Source organism: Pseudomonas gingeri, from assembly GCF_013386115.1.
Classification (GTDB): domain Bacteria; phylum Pseudomonadota; class Gammaproteobacteria; order Pseudomonadales; family Pseudomonadaceae; genus Aquipseudomonas; species Aquipseudomonas gingeri.
In genome coordinates, this window is sequence record NZ_JACAOR010000013.1 from 25317 (window position 1) to 42046 (window position 16730).

Consider the following 16730-nt stretch of genomic DNA (forward strand, 5'->3'; position numbering starts at 1 on the left):
GGTGTTTATCGGTGACGGCGTCCCTCCTCATCCATCAGCGCCTTGAGGCTGTCCAGCCGGGCACCGTCGAAGGCAATGACGGTGCCTTGCTCGAACACCCGACGCGCCAGGCCGGTCAATACCGAACCTGGTGGCAGTTCGATCTGCAGGCGGCTGCCGCGCTCATAGGCGCTTTGCACGGTGCCGCGCCAGTCGACGACCCGGCACATGTTGAACGCCAGGTCATCGCGGATCTGTTCGGCGGTGCGCAGCAGCCGCGCGCTGCTGCCGCTGAGGTAGCCCAGCCGCGGCGCGCGCAGCGCCACCGTGGCGAACGCGGCGGCCAATGCCCGGGCCGGTTCGTCCAGCAGCGGACAATGAGAAGGCACGCTGACCGCCAGGCGCCGGGCGGTGCCGTCCTTTCTCATCAGGGCAACCAGCGCATTCATACCCGCCTCGCTCCCGGCGATCACACACTGGTTGTCGGCGTTGATGTTCGCCAGGTAGACCGGGGTGCGCTCGCTGTGCACCTGGGCCAACAACTTATCCACAACCGCCAGTTCCAGCCCGATCAGGGCGGTCATGCCATAGCCCTGTGGATAAGCCCGTTGCATCAGTTCGCCACGCAGGCTCACCAGCCGTACGGCATCGTCGAAGTCCAGCGCCCCGGCCACCACCGCCGCCGGATAGGCGCCGATGGACAGGCCGGCGACATGGCTCGGCGCCTCCGTGTTCTCCAGCAACAAGCGGGCAGCGGCCACCCCGGCGAGCAGCAGGCAGAGCTGGACCGCACGGGTCGAGGCCAGGGCCTGTGGCGTATCCAGGGTCGCGACCTCCTCGCCCAGGACTTCGCTCGCTTCGCGCAGGCAATCGCGGACCACGGCGGCATCGGGCAGCCGCTGCAACATGCCGGGCTGTTGTGCACCCTGGCCGGGAAACACCAGCAGGCTGCTCATGCCGCCTGCTCCTGGTCGGCCCAGGGATCGAGCACCAACAGCGCGCCCTCGGCCCGCTTGAGCAGGACCCGGCGTGCCGGGCCCGCCCACTCGGCCAGCGCCACCGCGCCTTGTGGCGTCTGCACCTGCAGGTCGACGCGGCAGAACGGATTGTCCAATTGCTGCAACAGGCCGGCGGCCTGACGACGCGACAAGGCTTGTGGCGCCCGCAGGATCAGGTCCAGGTCGCTCTGCTGATGCAGGGTCGGCAAGCCGGTGGCCAACTCGAAACCGGCACTGCCGCCGACGCCCCAGGCCAAGCCCGAAGCGTTCAGGAAGGGCCGCAGATAATGCAGCGCCTGCAAGGCTGGCCAGTCGCGTCCCCAACCGATACTCGCGATCAGGGCTTCGGGGCGTACCCGACGCTCGACCAGCCGCCGGGGCATCAGCGTGGCAAAACGCTGTTCACGCAGAACCCCGCGCACCCCCACCGGCACCTGGCCGGCAGACGCCAGCGCACGCCGCACCACCACCGGCTGGCCGTGGCTCAGCGCCTCGGCGACCCAGCCCGGTGCGTCCTCCGGTAACTGCGCCGGGGTCAGTCCCCAGAGCAAGTCATGAGGAAGGAGTTCGTCGTCAGCCTGCATCGCCATTCACCACTGCTCGCGCAACAGTTGCCGAACCCGGCTCGACGCCGCCCGATTGCTCGCGCCCAGGCGTCCGCTCAGGTCCGTACCCTTGTGCGCCACATCGTGGATGGCTTCGACCAGACAGTCCTGCACCTGTGCCATGTCGCCGGCCGTCGGCTGTTCGATCTGTTCCACGCCCAGGGTTTTCCACAGCAGGCCAAGACTGGCGTAGCTGTCGATGTCATAGGCCATCGGCGGCACACTGGCGGCCAGGGCTTCCAGCTCTTCGACGCTGCGCAAGGTCACCCGTGCCGCCGAGGCCTTGCCCATGGCGTGGACCATCACCCCCGGATCGCGCAGGGCGATCAGCCGGTTGGCCTGGTAACCGTGGGCGAGAAAGGCCCCGGACATTGCCTTGCCCACCAGCAGGGCAATCACCGCGTGCCCCGCGAGGCGGGCGCGGGCATAACTGTCCGCCGCTCCGGCCAGGGCCTGGTGGATGCCCAGGGCTTCCTCACGACGCCCGTAGGCCTGGCTCGGTACATCGACAATGGCGATCAGGGCCCGTTTGTCCGTGCGTCCGCTGTCAGCCTCGATCACTTCATCCACGGCCTTGGCCAGGCCCCAGCCCTCCAGCAGGCCGACCTCGCCATTGCGGGCGCGGACAAAGCGATTGGCCGGGTCCGCCACCACTGCCAGGAAGCGCACCGGGTGGCCGCCGAGCTCGGCATCCGCGACCTTCAGTGAAGGCGGCAGGCCGGACACTTCGCCGACACCGGCGGTCAGGGCCTGGAACCAGTGCAAACCGCGCAGGGAATAAGCGCTCATGGGCGATCTCCTTGGAAAAGACGACGAACCGTGGCGGGATCGATCTGCGGCCCGGCATCCAGTTCGGCCAGCCGCTGCAGGTACCAGTGCGCCTGCCGGCTGCGTTGCGCCTCGGGCACACCGGCCTCGAGCAAGGCCGCGACCTGCTCCCGGACCTGTGCCACATCATCGGCCACGTAACGATCCACCAGGCCGCTGGCGAAACGCTGTTCGCCGCCGGTCAGGCTCCAGATGAACGGACGGTCGCGGGAGTCGTATTCCTCCAGGCCGGCTTCCTGTTCGATCACCTGCGGGCCGTTGAGGCCAAGCCGCGCCTCCTGGGTCACCAGCAGATAACTGCACAACGCCGCCGCGATGGACATGCCGCCAAAGCAACCGACGCTCCCGGCCACCACGCCGATCACTGGCTGATAACGCCGCAGGTCGACAATCGCCGCATGGATATCGGCAATGGCCGCCAACCCCAGGTTGGCCTCCTGCAACCGCACGCCGCCGGTTTCCAGCAGCAGCACGGCGCGGGTCGGGATGCCCTTGCGGTTGTCTTCGGCGGCCAGTTCCAGGGCACCGGCGATTTTCGCCCCGCCCACTTCACCGAGGCTGCCGCCCTGGAAGGCGCCTTCGATGGCAGCCACCACCACCGGCAGGCCATCGATGCTGCCCTTGGCGATCACCACCCCGTCATCGGCCTGGGGCACCACGCCCTGGCGTTCGAGCCAGGGCGACATGACCCGCGCAAAGGGGTCGAGCAGTTCGCGAAAACTGCCACTGTCGAGCAACGCCCGCGCACGCTGGCGGGCGCCGAGTTCGACGAAGCTGTGCTTGTGCAACAATTGCTCGCTGTCAGTCATGGCCGATCTCCTCGAAGCCTTGTTCCAGGCGCAGGCGGACCACACCGGGAGTCGCCCCGAAATCGTGGATATCGATGCTCAGCGCGGGCGGCAGCTGGCCATCGAACAGTCGCTCGAACAGATGCTGCCAGCGCGCCGAACTGCCGTTCACCGAAGTCGTCACCTCGATCGACAGGCGGCCCGGATGGCCGGGTTCCAGTAGCACTTCCAGATCGCCCGAGCCGACGCAACCCACCAGCGCACGGCCTTTGGGCGGTTGCCCGGCGGGGAATTCAAAGGACAATTTTTCCATCACAAGGCTTCCTGTTCGAGGCGGTCGATCAGCAGGCAGGCGGCGAGCAGATCCGCCGCGCCACCCGGTGAAGCGTTCATCGCCAACAGCTGTTGATCCAATTCATGCAGGCTGCGCCGTCCGGCCAGGCTGGCGCTGCCGCCCGCCTCCAGCACGGCGCGGGCGCCCTGTTGCATGGCCTGCAGACCCGGCACGCCGGCGCGGTAGAGCACGCAGGTGTCGGCCAGGCTGGTCATGATCGCGAGCAGGGCATCCAGCCGGGCGTTCTGTTCGCCGTGGCCGGCCAGCCGGCTGCGCTTGAGTTGTGGCAGGCCGAGACGGGTCACCGCCGGAAAGCCCAGTTGCGCTTCTTCCCGGGCCCCACGCGCGCCGTAGCGCTGGGCGACCTGGCTGCCGTGGCTGCTGCCGTTGGGCGCATGACGGTCTTCCAGCAAGGCCAGGCGCGCGGCGCGCAGGGTCAGGGCATTGGCCGTCACCACGCGCGGCTCGAGCGCCGCCGCCGCCACCAGCAAGCCCAGGGCCCAGATCGCGCCGCGATGGGTATTCACCCCGCCGGTGGTCTGCAGCATGGCCTGCTCGCCTTCACGGCCGATACGGCCGAGGGCTTCACGCAGCGGCAGGTCGACGGTGCCGCTGGCGGCCGCGGCATCCGCCATTTCCCTGAACATCGGCCACAGCGACAAGGCCGAGGCATGCATCAGCCCCAGGTGCAGATCGCTGTGGGCACCGTTGCCGCGGCGATCCACCAGGGCCGGCTTGGGCGACAGGTCGGCTTCGTCGATCAGCGCTTCCACCGCGAAGTCCGCCAGGCGCTCGGCCAGGGACAGGGGTTGGGCTGGCAGATTGAAGGCGTGCATTTACCAGCTCCTGAACTTGGCGGGCGGGTTGTAGAGGCCACCCGACCACTCCACCAGGTCGGCCACACTCTTGGCCGCCAGCAGTTCGCGGCTGGCATCGGTGCGACGGATACCGAGGTCTTCGGGCAAGGCGATCAGGCCTTCGCGACGCATCCGCGCGGTGTCCTTGGGGTTATGCCGCAAGCCGATGGCCGTGACACCGGCCACGGCGGCGATCATCGCCTGGCGCTCCGCCAGGGAACGGGCCTTGTACAGGTAGGCGATACCCTCTTCGGTCAGCAGGTGGGTGACGTCATCGCCATAGATCATGATCGGCGCCAGCGGCATCCCGCTTTTCCTCGCCACATCCACGGCATCGAGGGTCTCGACGAAGGTCGGTTTGCCGCCCTCCTGGAAGGTCTCGACCATCTGCACCACCAGCTTCTTGCCGCGTTCGAGCAACGCTTCGGGCGCATCGCCGCCATCGAGGCGCATATCGAGCCAGGCCGGGGTGCCATGGCGACGGCCGCGTGGATCATGCCCCATGTTCGGCGCCCCGCCGAAACCGGCCAGGCGACCGCGGGTCACCGTGGAAGAATGACCGTCGCCGTCGACCTGCAGGGTTGCGCCGATAAACAGGTCCACCGCGTATTGCCCGGCCAACTGGCAGAACATCCGGTTCGAACGCAACGAACCGTCGCGCCCGGTGAAGAACACATCCGGCCGGGCGGCGATGTAGTTTTCCATGCCCAGTTCAGTGCCGAAACAATGCACGCTCTCGACCCAGCCACTCTCGATGGCGGGAATCAGGGTCGGGTGCGGGTTGAGAGTCCAGTTGCGGCAGATCTTGCCCTTGAGACCGAGGGATTCGCCGTAGGTCGGCAGGATCAGCTCGATGGCGGCGGTGTTGAAACCGATCCCGTGGTTGAGGGACTGCACATTGTGTTTCTCGTAGATCCCGCGGATCGCCATCATCGCCATCAGCACATGCACCGGCTTGATATGGCGCGGGTCGCGGGTGAACAGCGGCTCGATATAGAACGGCTTGTCGGCCACCACCACGAAGTCGACCCAGGACGCCGGAATATCCACCCGGGGCAGTTCGCTGACGTCATCGACCAACTGATTGACCTGGACGATGACGATGCCGTCGCTGAACGCCGCCGGCTCGATCAGGGCCGGGGTGTCCTCGGTGCTGGCGCCGGTGTAGATATTGCCGGCACGGTCGGCCATGAAGCCGGCGCTGAGTACCACGTTGGGGATCAGGTCCACCACCAACCGGGCATAGAGTTCGATGTAGGTGTGAATCGCGCCGATTTCCAGCAGGCCGTCTTCCAGCAACTGGCTGATGCGCAGGCTCTGGGTGCCGGCGAAGGAGAAGTCCAGCTTGCGGGCGATGCCGCGCTCGAACAGGTCCAGGTGCTCGGCGCGGCCGACGCTGGGCATGATCATGTGCAAATCGTGGAGTTTGGCCGGGTCGGCTTTCACCAGCGAGCGCGAGAGGAAATCCGCCTGTTTCTGGTTGTTGCCTTCCAGCACCACCCGGTCGCCGGGCATGATCAGGGCTTCCAGGGCGGCGACGATCTTGTCGGTGGGCAACACCACGCCATCGGCGAGGGCCCGCACCTGCTCGAGACGGCGCTGCTTCTCGGCACGCCGCCGGGTCCAGCGCGAGTCGGGGGAATTGGGGGTTGTCATGCTCACTCCACGGGTTCGCTTTCGTGGAGTAGACAGTAGGAGCGAATCGCCGGGGCATCAATCAAGCCCGGCGCTGGATTGTTACGCTCAGGTTAATGGTTCTAGAACCCGCAACTTTGACTCCGGCGGTATGAGCAAGACACTGGAACGCCAGAATGGGCGAGCCCACTCTGTAGGAGCTGGCTTGCCGGCGAAGAGGCCATCAGTGGCGCTGCAAGTCTCAAGGGCCTCTTCGTGGGCAAGCCCACTCCCACAGTGCTCTGTGTCGCCCTCCACATCAAGCGCCCCTGAACCTGTAGGAGCTGGCTTGCCAGCGAAGAGGCCGGCCGCCGCCACGCAATCGCTCAGGCCAGCCCCGACTCCAGCACCAGGCGCTCCAGCCCCAGCAGATCCGGCACTTTTGCCACCAGGTCGGCGACCTGGACCGCGGCTTTTTCCAGATGGCACAGTGGCACTTCAACAAAGCTCAGCTGGCTGTCGAGCTTGTACGAGCGGGGTCTTGTACAAGCCTCCCCAAGTCGTTTTCGGCTTGAATGCTTGATAATCCTCTTCCTGGCAATACTGAATATAAGCAGAGGTATCCTTTGACTGTTGATTGAGGTAACGGCAATGGCGAGGTGATCGGCTACCAAGAGCCACTGACACATACCAGCCAAGTGCTCGGTATAGCCTGCGTGTTAAGGGGTTATCCCAATGGGCTCCAGAGTAAATCTTTCAGCAATATTATGAAGATTAAACTCGGTAACAACGGGCGCATTGTTATACAGAGGAGTGTTGACACGCATGTAACTACTTAGTCTAACTATATTGCATATATAATAAACCCCTCTATCTGGTCCGGGATCTACCTGCAAAACAAGCCACTTTTGATCATCGTTTCCACTGCGATCTCTGAGGCGCACTGTTTGGACGCCAGCATCATAAGTCAAATATAGGTGGTTATCAGGGTATGATCGAATATGAAAGGTGTCCTGCTCTCCCTCCAGGCGATAAAACGTCCACTGTGATAAAGGAGGATGGCTACTTGCGTTAGTAATCGAAATTTGGCCCCTGGGTAATGGGGTGGAGTATAGATAAAACTGACGATTGACCATGGTTAATATGTTTACTATTATATATTCTTGTATTCCTGGCTGACTTGATTCGCTCTCAAGTATCTGATTTGTAGTTGCATGTTCAGAGGTATCGGTACTTTTTGTCATGACAGCTCTCCTTGGCTTGCTGATTCTTGCTGATAGAGGTAACAGCAATGAAGGCAGCAATGGCAAAGAGTTGAGAGCGCTTGCCAACAGCCGGCTGACACATAATACCCAAGCATTAAATATAGCCTGCTTGACGAAAATCGCAAGGGTGCGAGTGTGGCTGTTAGATACCGAGCAGAAACCTCTTCTGCATCCAAAAACTTCCATTCGCTCTTCTGTTTAGCACTAAAGGCGATATGTTCGCTCACCGCCACGGCTGATTGAAAATGACTATTCAGCTATTGGCTTCAACTTTGCTGACAGGCGGGTTTCGGAAACCTTTGGTATCGCCGCACATCAGCGCGTGGCGTTCGGTCCGTTTGCGGATCAAGCGTTTATCTCAGGTCCCATCGCCAAGGATCAAGCCCATGCCGGCAGCGATATGGAGGGTTAAAAGATTACCGTGTAGAGCGCGGTCGGCAGTCGTCACGCCAGAGTCCGGGTGTCAGGCCAGCCCCGACTCCAGCACCAGGCGCTCCAGCCCCAGCAGATCCGGCACTTTTGCCACCAGGTCGGCGACCTGGACCGCGGCCTTTTCCAGGTGGCACAGCGGCACGTCGACAAAGCTCAGCTGGCTGTCGAGCTTGTACGAGCGAGGAATGCCCTGGATCACCAGGGCGATGAACTTCAGTTCCGGCCGCCCGCCCAGGGCATTGAGAACGACGATCCGCGACCGGTCGCCGACCGCAATGGCCCCGCCACACGCGGCCTCGAAGCTGATCAGCGGCAACTGCCGGTCACGCCAGGTGACTTGCCGCAGGTACCACGGCGGCGCATCGCTGGCCGGTTCGCCGCGCTGGTAGTCGATCAGTTCGGCCACCGCCACGTTCGGTAGCAGCAGGTAGCGGTCGGCCAGCGGCAGCATCAGCCCGGTCAGGCTGCTCGCACGATGTTCATGCATGCACATGGCTCCAGTGGGCGATGCTCTCCAGCAGCACCGATTCCTGGTACGGCTTGCCCAGGTAGTCGTTGACGCCGATGGCCATGGCCCGGTCGCGGTGCTTCTGGCCGGTACGGGAAGTGATCATGATGATCGGCAAGTCCTTGAGGCGCGGATCGTTGCGGACCTGGGTCGCCACTTCGAAGCCGTCCATGCGCGGCATTTCGATATCCAGCAGCATCAGGTCCGGGGTGTGTTCCTGCAGCAGGGTCATCGCGTCCACGCCGTCCTTCGCGGTGATCACGTTCATGCCGTTGCGCTCCAGCAGCCGGCTGGTGACCTTGCGCACCGTGACCGAGTCGTCCACCACCATGACCAGCGTCGGTCGCATCGGCGTGAAGTCCACCGCCAGGTCGCTCAGCGCCCGCGGCACCGGCACCCAGGCCTGGGAAGTGCGCACATGGGCCAGCAGGTCGAGAATCAACACCACCCGGCCATCGCCGAGAATCGTCGCGCCGGACAAGCCCGACACGGCGGCAAACTGCGGCCCCAGGCTCTTGACCACGATTTCCCGGGTGCCGGCCAGGGTGTCCACCTGCAACGCCACCCGCTGCTCGTTGCAATGCACCAGCAGCACCGGCAGCGCCTGGCTCAGCCCGAGCAGCTTGGGCTTGCTGACGGTTTGCAGCAGTTCGCCCAGGTAGCGCAATTCGTAGGTCTGCCCGGCGTATTCGTAACGCGGCGGGTTCATCTGGTAATAACCTTCCAGCTCGCCGGGCAGGACCCGCACGATGCCTTCGACGGTATTCAACGGGATCGCATATTGCTCCTCGCCACACTGCACCATCAGCGCGCGGTTCACCGAGACGCTGAATGGCAGGCGGATCTGGAAGTGCACGCCCTGTCCCTTGATCGAGTCGATGGTCATGGTCCCGCCCAGTTGCCGCACTTCCTCGTGGACCACGTCCATGCCGACGCCGCGCCCGGAAATCTGGGTGATGCGCTCGGCGGTGGAGAAGCCCGGCTGGAGGATGAACTGCAACACGTCGCGGTCGCTGATCAGCGTGTCTTCCTCGATCATCCCGCGCTTGATCGCCTTGCGCCGCACGGCATCGAGGGGAACACCGGCGCCGTCGTCGCGGATATCGAAGACGATGTCGCCGCCTTCATGGGACAGGTCCAGGGTGATCCGTCCCTGTTCCGGCTTGCCGGCCGCCAGCCGCACCTGGGCACTTTCCAGGCCGTGGTCAACGGCGTTGCGCAGCATGTGTTCCAGGGGCGCGATCATGCGTTCGAGGACATTGCGGTCCATCTCGCCTTCGGCATTGCCGACAATGAAATCGACGTCCTTGCCCAACTCTCCGGCCACCTGCCGGACGATGCGCTTCAGGCGTGGCACCAGGCGTTCGAACGGCACCATGCGCGTGCGCATCAGGCCTTCCTGCAACTCGGTATTGACCCGCGCCTGTTGCAGCAACAGGTTCTCCGCGTCCTGGTTACGGCCGGCCAGGGTTTCCTTGAGGTCGAGCAGGTCGGAGGCCGACTCGAACAAGGCCCGCGACAGTTGCTGCAACTGCGAGTGGCGATCCATTTCCAGCGGGTCGAATTCTTCGTAGCCCAGGCGCTCGGCTTCCACCTGCTGACGGCTGAGGATCCGCCCCTGGGTTTCGATATCCATCCGCCGCAGTTGGTCGCGCATCCGCGAGAGGGTGGTTTCCATTTCGTTGAGCGCGACCTTGGCGTCATTCACCTGCTGCTCGATGCGCCCACGGAAGATCGAGGTTTCCCCCGCCAGGTTGACCAGGTCCTCCAGCAGATCCGCGGAGACCTTGACCATGTCCTGGGGCGGACGCTCGGCTTCGGGCAGCACCGCCTCGCTCTTGGACGGCAGCGAAGGCGCAGGCTCCGGCGTCACCGGCAGCTCGACCACGGGCTGGCGACCAAAGGCCTGGATCTCGGCAATCAGGGCATCGGCCGGGACCACCGGCTGTTCGTCGCGCACCGCATCGAGCATCTGCGCCAGACGGTCATGGCCGCTCTGCAACAACTCGAACAGCGCCTCGCCAGGCTGCAGCAGCAGGGTCGACACGCCTTCGTAGAGAAACTCCAGTTCATGGGCCAGGTCGCCGATGGGCGCAATCTCGACCATTCGCGCACCGCCCTTGAGGGTGTGCAGGTCGCGCAGCAGGGTTTCCACTTCCTGGCGGCTCGACGGCTCGGCCTGCCAGCGCTGCAGCGCGGCGCCGGAGCTTTCGATGATGTCGAAGCCTTCCTCGAGAAAGACCTCCAGCAATTCCGGATCGCTGACCGCTGTCGGCAACTCGGCCGGCTCGTCCGGTTCGAGCGGTTCCGCCGCCTGTTGGCGAAACGCGCGAATGCCGTCGATCAGCGCCGCCGGATCGCTCAGGGGTTGCTGGCCTTGCAGTTGCTCCAGCAGCACGGCGAGGTGGTCATGGCTCTTTTGCAGCAGCAGCGCCAGGGCCGGAGAGTGGCTGAAACGCCGGTCCACCAGGCCTTCGTAAAGATTTTCCAGTTCGTGGGCCAGATCGCCGACCGGACCGATCTCGGCCATCCGCGCGCCGCCCTTGAGGGTATGCAGGTCGCGTTGCAGGGACAGCAGCGGCGCGGCGTTGTCCGGCTCGTCGAGCCAGCGCTGCAGGGCCAGCCCGGCGCTGTCGAGAATATCCGCCGCCTCTTCGAGAAAGATCGTCACGATCTCGTCATCCAGATCGACGCCGCCGGCCACCCCGGCCGCGTCAACCCGGGCCGCCTCGGCGGTGGCCGTGGTCAGCTCGGTGATGCTCAGGGTGCGGCTGCCGTCGGTCTTGATCAGCCCGGTGGCGGACGGGTCGAGGGCTTCGTCGAGCAACTCGCGCAGTGCCTGGACGCGGGCCGGCTGCGGGTTGATTGCCTGGCCGGCGGCCAGTTCGTCGAGCATGTTGATCAGCGCTTCATGGGCCTGCTGGGCCTCATGGAAAAACCGTTCGCTGACCGCCAGGCTGCTCTCTTCGACGGCGCCGTAGAGATCCAGCAAGGCTTCGCACAACTCGTCCACCGGCTCCAGGTCGGCGATATGCGCGCCCTGGCCGAGGGTGGTCAGTTCGTCCAGCAGGTCGTTGAGCTCCTGACGCTCGCCGGGATGCTGCTGCCAACGCAGCAACAGGTTCTCGGCGTCCAGCAGGATATCCATGCCCTGGGCCAGGAAGTTGTTGATCAGTTGCGGGTCACGCCGGGGCCGCTGGGCACTGCTGGGCTCGCTCAGCAACGCGTCGAGACGGCTCGCCAGCAGGGCCTCGGTGCGCTGGATCAGCTCCGGCGCGCCGCTGATGGCGGCCAGCGGATCGTTGCCCAACTGCTTCAGGCCACGGCGAAACAACCCTTCGGCCTCGAACAGCAGTTCGATCTCGTCCAGGTCCAGCGCCAGCAGGTGGGCCTTGAATTCCCGGGCCAGGTGGTCAAGCGGCGCGGCCAGTTCGGCCATCGGCAGGACTCCGGCCATATAGGCACTGCCCTTGAGGGTGTGCAGGGCCCGTTGCAGTTCGTCGCTGGCCTGCAGCGGCAGGTGTTCGGCGGCCTGCTCGAGAAAACGGTTGAGGCTGTCGAGATGGGTTTCGGCCTCGTTGCGGAAGATTTCCAGCAACTGCGGGTCGAGGCCCTCGGCCTCGCCAGCGACGTCAGCCTCGTCGTCATCCGAACTGGCCAGCTCATGGGCCCGGGCGGCTATCCAGTCGACATCGTCACGCTGGCGCTGGGCATTGGCGGCGAACTCGCCGATCAGCTCCGGCAGCAAGGCCACCACATCGGCGATCAGTTGCTGCACCGCCGGCTCCGGTTCGACGCTGCGCTCCAGCACCCGGTTGAGCAGGTTCTCCACGGCCCAGGCCAGTTCGGCCAGCACCAGCGCACGCACCATCCGACCGCTGCCCTTCAGGGTATGAAAGGCCCGGCGCAACTCGGCCAGGGCCGATTTGCTCTCGAGATCGGCGAGCCAGCGTGGCAGGTAGTCGCGCAAGGCATCGAGGACTTCCTCGGTTTCCTCGAGGAAGACTTCGCGCAATTCGTCATCGACCGGCGCTTCATCGGACGGCGGCGGCAGCAGGCTCCCCGGCATCTGCCGGGCCGGCGGGTTGAGCGCCGAGACCGGGCTGGCCAGGACATCGGCCAGGGACTGCACCACCTGGGGGTCGTCCAGCGCCTGCAAATCGTGCATGACCTGGGCCTCACTGGGGCTCAGGATTTCTTCGAGCAACGGCACGTCCAGTTCGACCGGCGCATAGCCCAGCGCATCGAGGCTTTCCTCGGCCTTGTCCAGCACCCGCTCGCCAGGCGCCTCATGGTCTTCGGCCAGGCGCTCGAGGTAGTACTCGATGCTGGTCAGCGCGTCGGCAAGCCGATCGAGTTGTTGCCAGGACGGTGGTGCCGGGTCTACCAGCAGGTGTTCGCGGACATAGCGGTTGCAGGTTTCCAGCAGGCTCGCGGCGCGGCCCAGGGGAATCATCGCCAGGGCGCCACGGACCTGGGTCAGCAGCTCGGGCAGCGGCATCAGGCGCTCGCGGTCCCAGTCGGCATCGATGTAGTCGACGATCAGGTCCTTGGCCTGCTGCAGGCAGATCCGCGCTTCCTTGATCACGATCTGGTGAATCTGGGTCAGGTCGGTGGTCGGCAGGCGGCTTTCTTCGCGGCTTTCCGGCTCCACCGTGCCGATCATCCCGGCCAGTGTCGCCTCGACATAGAGCAAGGCCCCGGCGACATCCATCAGCACCGCGTCATTGGGTTCGCGCTGCCCCTGGGCCAGGCCCTGGACCACCGCCAGTTGATCGATGATGACCTTGCGCGGCTGGCCGAAACCGAGCACCGCCAGGGTATCGGCGATCTGCCGCAACGGCGCCAGCAGGCTGGCCAGGTCGTCGGTGTGCTGGCGGTCGCTGCGCACGAACAGGTCGAGCCGCTCCTTGACCCGTACCAGCTCTTCACAGAGCGCCGAGACCACCGAGCGCATGGCGTCCCGGTCGGGGCCGGCCAGGCGCGCGCGCTCTTCGTCGACCACGGAAGTCGCGGGCAAGGCCTCGTCGAGACCGTAGCGCGCCTTCAGGGCGAGCATCTGCGCGGTGGGCCGCTCGGCCTTGGCGATATAGAACAGCAGGCTCTTGAGCAATTCGTCCGGCGCGGCCTGGTTGATGCCGGCCATGCCCTGTTCCAGCAGGCGCTTGAGTTCCTTGTCGGAATCCTTGAGCAGGCTGCGCAGGGCCGGGCTGTTGCCGATGGCCCCGCTGAGCATGCCTTCGACCAGCGCCGAGCCGACCTGCCAGAGCTGGCCCAGCGGAGCGTTCTGGCACAGGCTTTCGAGACGGGCGAAGACCTTGGCCATGTAGCCGAGGTTGGTCTGATCGTCCTGTTCGCGCAGCAAGCCGACCAGCGCGGTCTGCAGCATCTGTCGCAGTTTGCGCAGCAGGTTGGGCAGTTCCGCCGGGGCCTGGCGGGCCAGGGCCGCGTCGTCGAGGGCGGGCAGTTCGAGCAGGGTCGGACTGAACAGGCTGGTTTCCGAGAGCAGGCTTTCGCCGCGGGCACTGCGCAGGTCGTTGAGCAACGGCAGCACCACCAGCGGCAGGTCGCGCCGGGCGCTGTGCACACGGTCCAGGTACAGCGGCAGTTGACCGAAAGCCTGGTGCAACAGGCTGATGGCCTCTTCCTGCTCGCCGACCCGGCCCTGCTGCATGGCCAGCACCAGTTGTTCCATCTCTTCGGCCAGCAGGGCCGCGCCGTAGAACTCGACCATCTGCAAGCTGCCATGCACCTGGTGGATGCAGGCCAGGCACTCGGTGATGTCCTGGCTCGAATGCCCCGGTTCGTCGAAGGCATCCAGGGCCTGGCGGGCCTGCTTCAGGGTGTCGGCGATTTCGCCCTTGACCCATTCGAGGGCCACATAGTCGTGGTGGTCGCTCATGCTTGCACTACCGGGTTTCACGCGCATCTTGCGCCTGGGGCAAGGTGAAGCCGGAGACCGAGCGTCGCAGCTGGCTGGCCATTTTCGCCAGGTTGCCAATGCTGTCGGCGGTGGCGGTCGAGCCGGATGAGGTCTGGGTGGTGATCTGCTGGATCACGTTCATGGTCAACGAGATCTGCCCCGCCGACGAGGTCTGTTGCTGGGCCGCGTTGGAAATGCTCTGGATCAGCGCCGCCAGGGTCTTCGAGACGCCTTCGATTTCCTCCAGGGCCACACCGGCGTCCTGCGCCAGGCGGGCGCCACGCACCACTTCGGTGGTGGTCTGCTCCATGGAAATCACCGCTTCGTTGGTATCGGCCTGGATCGCCCGCACCAGGGTCTCGATCTGCCGGGTGGCGGCGGAAGAGCGTTCGGCCAGGCGCTGGACTTCGTCGGCGACCACCGCGAAGCCACGCCCGGCATCGCCGGCCATGGACGCCTGGATCGCCGCGTTGAGGGCGAGGATATTGGTCTGGTCGGCAATGTCGTCGATCAGGTTGACGATATCGCCGATCTCCTGGGAAGACTCGCCGAGCCGCTTGATGCGCTTGGCGGTGTCCTGGATCTGCTCACGGATATTGTCCATGCCGTGAATGGTGTTGTGCACCACCTCGTTGCCCTTGTTGGCGATTTCCACCGAGCGCTCGGCCACCGCCGAGGATTCGGCGGCGTTGGCCGATACCTGGTCGATGGACTCGGCCATGTCGCTGATGGCGGCAGACGCCTCGCTGATCTGCTGGGCCTGGTGCTCGGAGGCTTCGGCCAGTTGCATCGCGGTGGCCTGGGTTTCCTGCACGGCGGCGGCCACCTGGCCGGCGGTGAGGTTGATAGTCGCGACCAGGTCGCGCAACTGGTCCACCGAATAGTTGATCGAGTCGGCGATGGTCCCGGTGAAGTCTTCGGTCACCGAGGCGGTCACGGTCAGGTCACCGTCGGCCAGGTCTTCTATTTCATCCAGCAGGCGCATGATCGCGTGCTGGTTGCGCTCGTTCTTTTCCGCGGTCTCATGCAGTTGCCGGTTGGTCTCGCGCACCATCACCAGGCCGATCAGGATGATTGAGGCCAGCGCCAGCAGGCCGAGGACATAACCGCCGATGGTGTCGAGGGAACGCCCGCCCGCCAGGTTTTCAAAACCGTTGGCCAGGTGCGAGGCCTCGTCCAGCAGGGTTTGCGAAAGGCTGAAGATATTGCTGGCGGACTCGCGGACCTGGAACAGTTCCGGCGACGTCTCGAGAATTTCGTCGACGGAACCGGAGACGAACTGGAAGAGTTCGGCAATATCGCCGAGACGGGCGCGGGCGTCCTTGTCTTCGACCTGGGAAATCTTCAGCGCCGCATTGCCCTGCAGCATGCCATTGAGCACCTGGCCGAAGCGCGCCGCGTCACGCCCGAAGGCATCGGCGGCCTGGGACGCGGTTTCATCCCCGGCCAGCACGGTATTCACCGCGCCGAGAATGCGCTCGGCGAGCAACGACTGGCGCTGGGCCATGGCCACCTGGGCCGCCGGCGCACCGCGTTGCAGGAGGATTTCCACGACCTTTTCGTACTCGACCTGCAGCTGCGGCACCGTTTCGGCCAGGGTCGCGGCCACCTGGTGCAGGGACAACACGGTCTGTTCGCTGGCAAGGATCGCATCGGTGTTCTTCAGCAGGCTTTCCCAGTCCTGCTGCACCGCGTGCATTTCGCTGCGCACCACCGGTGGCGCGGCGGGCAGGCCGGTGGCCGGGTCGCCTTTCTTCAGGTAGCCCCAGCGCTGGGCGAAGTCGTTGCGCGCATCGCTGAGCAGCTTGAACGCCGCGGCCTTGCCGGAAGCGGCCTCGGTGGCGTTCTTGGCGATACGCTGGGACAGCACCCGCAGTTCGCCGGCGTGGCTGATGTACTGCTTGTCGTAGTTGGACTGGGTGTTCAGGTACGCGAAGTTGGCGAACAACAGCATGATGAACACGATCAGCGCGATAAACAGCACGATGATCTGCGAACGACTACGCGAAGCCTCTTCCGGCTTGCTGGTTTTGGCTTTAATCATCGATCAGACCGCCACTTCGAGAAAACCCGGCGCCTGTGCCAGGACAAACGGGCTGAACACCCACCAGTTGCGCCCACGTTCGAAACAGCCCTGCACAAAGGGCGCCACCACCAGTTCCGGGCGCTCGACCGAATGCATCTGCCGGCTGCCCTGGGGAAAGTGCTGCATGCCCGCCACCTCATCCACCAGCAGGCCGGCGAACACCTCCTTGTACTCCAGCACCAGTACCCGCCGCTGCTTGCGCAACGGCGACAACTCATGCCCGAAGAAGCCGCACAGGTCCATGATCGGCAACAACCGCCCGCGCAGGTTGGCGACGCCCCTGACCCAGGGCTTCACCCCCGGCAGCAGGGTGTAGCGCGGCTCATGGAGAACCTCGGCCACTTCGCCCATCGGCGCCACGTACCACTGCTCGCCGAGCCGAAAACCGATGCCGCTCCAGGTGTCCTGGCGGGTTTCCTGGGACGGCAGGTCCGCCGCCAGCAGCCGGCAGCGCTGGTCGATTTCCAGCAACAGCTGGAAGGCGGTCTGCGATTCAGCCATGGGCGCCGGCCG

The 16730-nt window shown here is 65.0% G+C and carries 11 protein-coding genes and 1 pseudogene; all 12 read right to left on the reverse strand.

The genetic code is table 11. The features are described from left to right. Positions 1–5: 5 nt before the first annotated feature. The 12 genes and pseudogenes from mdcH to HX881_RS24240 all read right to left on the reverse strand — a co-directional run bounded on the left by mdcH (position 6) and on the right by HX881_RS24240 (position 16718). On the reverse strand, positions 6–935 hold the full coding sequence (gene mdcH, locus HX881_RS24185; RefSeq protein ID WP_177087036.1) for a malonate decarboxylase subunit epsilon: 930 nt from the start codon (positions 933–935) through the stop codon (positions 6–8). Next, a complete protein-coding gene (locus HX881_RS24190; protein ID WP_177087443.1) occupies positions 932–1561 on the reverse strand; it encodes a malonate decarboxylase holo-ACP synthase in 630 nt (209 codons plus the stop codon). Before HX881_RS24190 ends, mdcH begins: the two co-directional genes overlap by 4 nt. A gap of 6 nt (positions 1562–1567) precedes the next feature. Beyond that, complete coding sequence (mdcE, locus tag HX881_RS24195; RefSeq protein ID WP_177087038.1) at positions 1568–2371, reverse strand: biotin-independent malonate decarboxylase subunit gamma; 804 nt, start codon at positions 2369–2371, stop codon at positions 1568–1570. Then, complete coding sequence (locus tag HX881_RS24200) at positions 2368–3219, reverse strand: biotin-independent malonate decarboxylase subunit beta (RefSeq protein ID WP_177087040.1); 852 nt, start codon at positions 3217–3219, stop codon at positions 2368–2370. The genes mdcE and HX881_RS24200 overlap by 4 nt, the downstream gene beginning before the upstream one ends. Then, positions 3212–3511, reverse strand: a complete 300-nt coding sequence (locus tag HX881_RS24205) for a malonate decarboxylase subunit delta (protein WP_017124831.1) — start codon at positions 3509–3511, stop codon at positions 3212–3214. Before HX881_RS24205 ends, HX881_RS24200 begins: the two co-directional genes overlap by 8 nt. Then, positions 3511–4368 (reverse strand): triphosphoribosyl-dephospho-CoA synthase, encoded by an 858-nt coding sequence (locus HX881_RS24210; protein ID WP_017124832.1) that lies wholly within the window; start codon positions 4366–4368, stop codon positions 3511–3513. The genes HX881_RS24205 and HX881_RS24210 overlap by 1 nt, the downstream gene beginning before the upstream one ends. Continuing rightward, positions 4369–6045: a malonate decarboxylase subunit alpha gene (mdcA, locus tag HX881_RS24215; RefSeq protein ID WP_017124833.1), complete on the reverse strand. Its 1677-nt coding sequence runs from the start codon at positions 6043–6045 to the stop codon at positions 4369–4371. It abuts the gene before it with no gap. 344 nt (positions 6046–6389) lie between these two features. Continuing rightward, positions 6390–6542: pseudogene (locus tag HX881_RS24220) on the reverse strand (chemotaxis protein CheW); the annotation flags it as partial. 1189 nt (positions 6543–7731) lie between these two features. Next, positions 7732–8187 carry a chemotaxis protein CheW gene (locus HX881_RS24225; protein ID WP_017124836.1) on the reverse strand — a complete coding sequence of 152 codons (456 nt, stop codon included), beginning with the start codon at positions 8185–8187 and terminating at the stop codon, positions 7732–7734. After that, the gene (locus tag HX881_RS24230; RefSeq protein WP_177087042.1) at positions 8180–14110 is read right to left on the reverse strand and encodes an Hpt domain-containing protein; all 5931 of its coding nucleotides are present in this window, start codon (positions 14108–14110) and stop codon (positions 8180–8182) included. Before HX881_RS24230 ends, HX881_RS24225 begins: the two co-directional genes overlap by 8 nt. 7 nt (positions 14111–14117) lie before the next feature. Further along, positions 14118–16175 carry a methyl-accepting chemotaxis protein gene (locus tag HX881_RS24235; protein ID WP_017124838.1) on the reverse strand — a complete coding sequence of 686 codons (2058 nt, stop codon included), beginning with the start codon at positions 16173–16175 and terminating at the stop codon, positions 14118–14120. Positions 16176–16178: 3 nt separating this feature from the next. Next, on the reverse strand, positions 16179–16718 hold the full coding sequence (locus HX881_RS24240) for a chemotaxis protein CheW (protein ID WP_177087044.1): 540 nt from the start codon (positions 16716–16718) through the stop codon (positions 16179–16181). Positions 16719–16730 lie beyond the last annotated feature (12 nt).

Bases quoted from the DNA above. Each gene is read 5' to 3' on its own strand.
- mdcA (WP_017124833.1), bottom strand. From the start codon at position 6,045: ATGACAACCCCCAATTCCCCCGACTCGCGCTGGACCCGGCGGCGTGCC.
- HX881_RS24225 (WP_017124836.1), bottom strand. From the start codon at position 8,187: ATGCATGAACATCGTGCGAGCAGCCTGACCGGGCTGATGCTGCCGCTG.
- HX881_RS24200 (WP_177087040.1), bottom strand. From the start codon at position 3,219: ATGACTGACAGCGAGCAATTGTTGCACAAGCACAGCTTCGTCGAACTC.
- mdcH (WP_177087036.1), bottom strand. From the start codon at position 935: ATGAGCAGCCTGCTGGTGTTTCCCGGCCAGGGTGCACAACAGCCCGGC.
- mdcE (WP_177087038.1), bottom strand. From the start codon at position 2,371: ATGAGCGCTTATTCCCTGCGCGGTTTGCACTGGTTCCAGGCCCTGACC.
- HX881_RS24190 (WP_177087443.1), bottom strand. From the start codon at position 1,561: ATGCAGGCTGACGACGAACTCCTTCCTCATGACTTGCTCTGGGGACTG.
- HX881_RS24235 (WP_017124838.1), bottom strand. From the start codon at position 16,175: ATGATTAAAGCCAAAACCAGCAAGCCGGAAGAGGCTTCGCGTAGTCGT.
- HX881_RS24210 (WP_017124832.1), bottom strand. From the start codon at position 4,368: ATGCACGCCTTCAATCTGCCAGCCCAACCCCTGTCCCTGGCCGAGCGC.
- HX881_RS24230 (WP_177087042.1), bottom strand. From the start codon at position 14,110: ATGAGCGACCACCACGACTATGTGGCCCTCGAATGGGTCAAGGGCGAA.
- HX881_RS24240 (WP_177087044.1), bottom strand. From the start codon at position 16,718: ATGGCTGAATCGCAGACCGCCTTCCAGCTGTTGCTGGAAATCGACCAG.
- HX881_RS24205 (WP_017124831.1), bottom strand. From the start codon at position 3,511: ATGGAAAAATTGTCCTTTGAATTCCCCGCCGGGCAACCGCCCAAAGGC.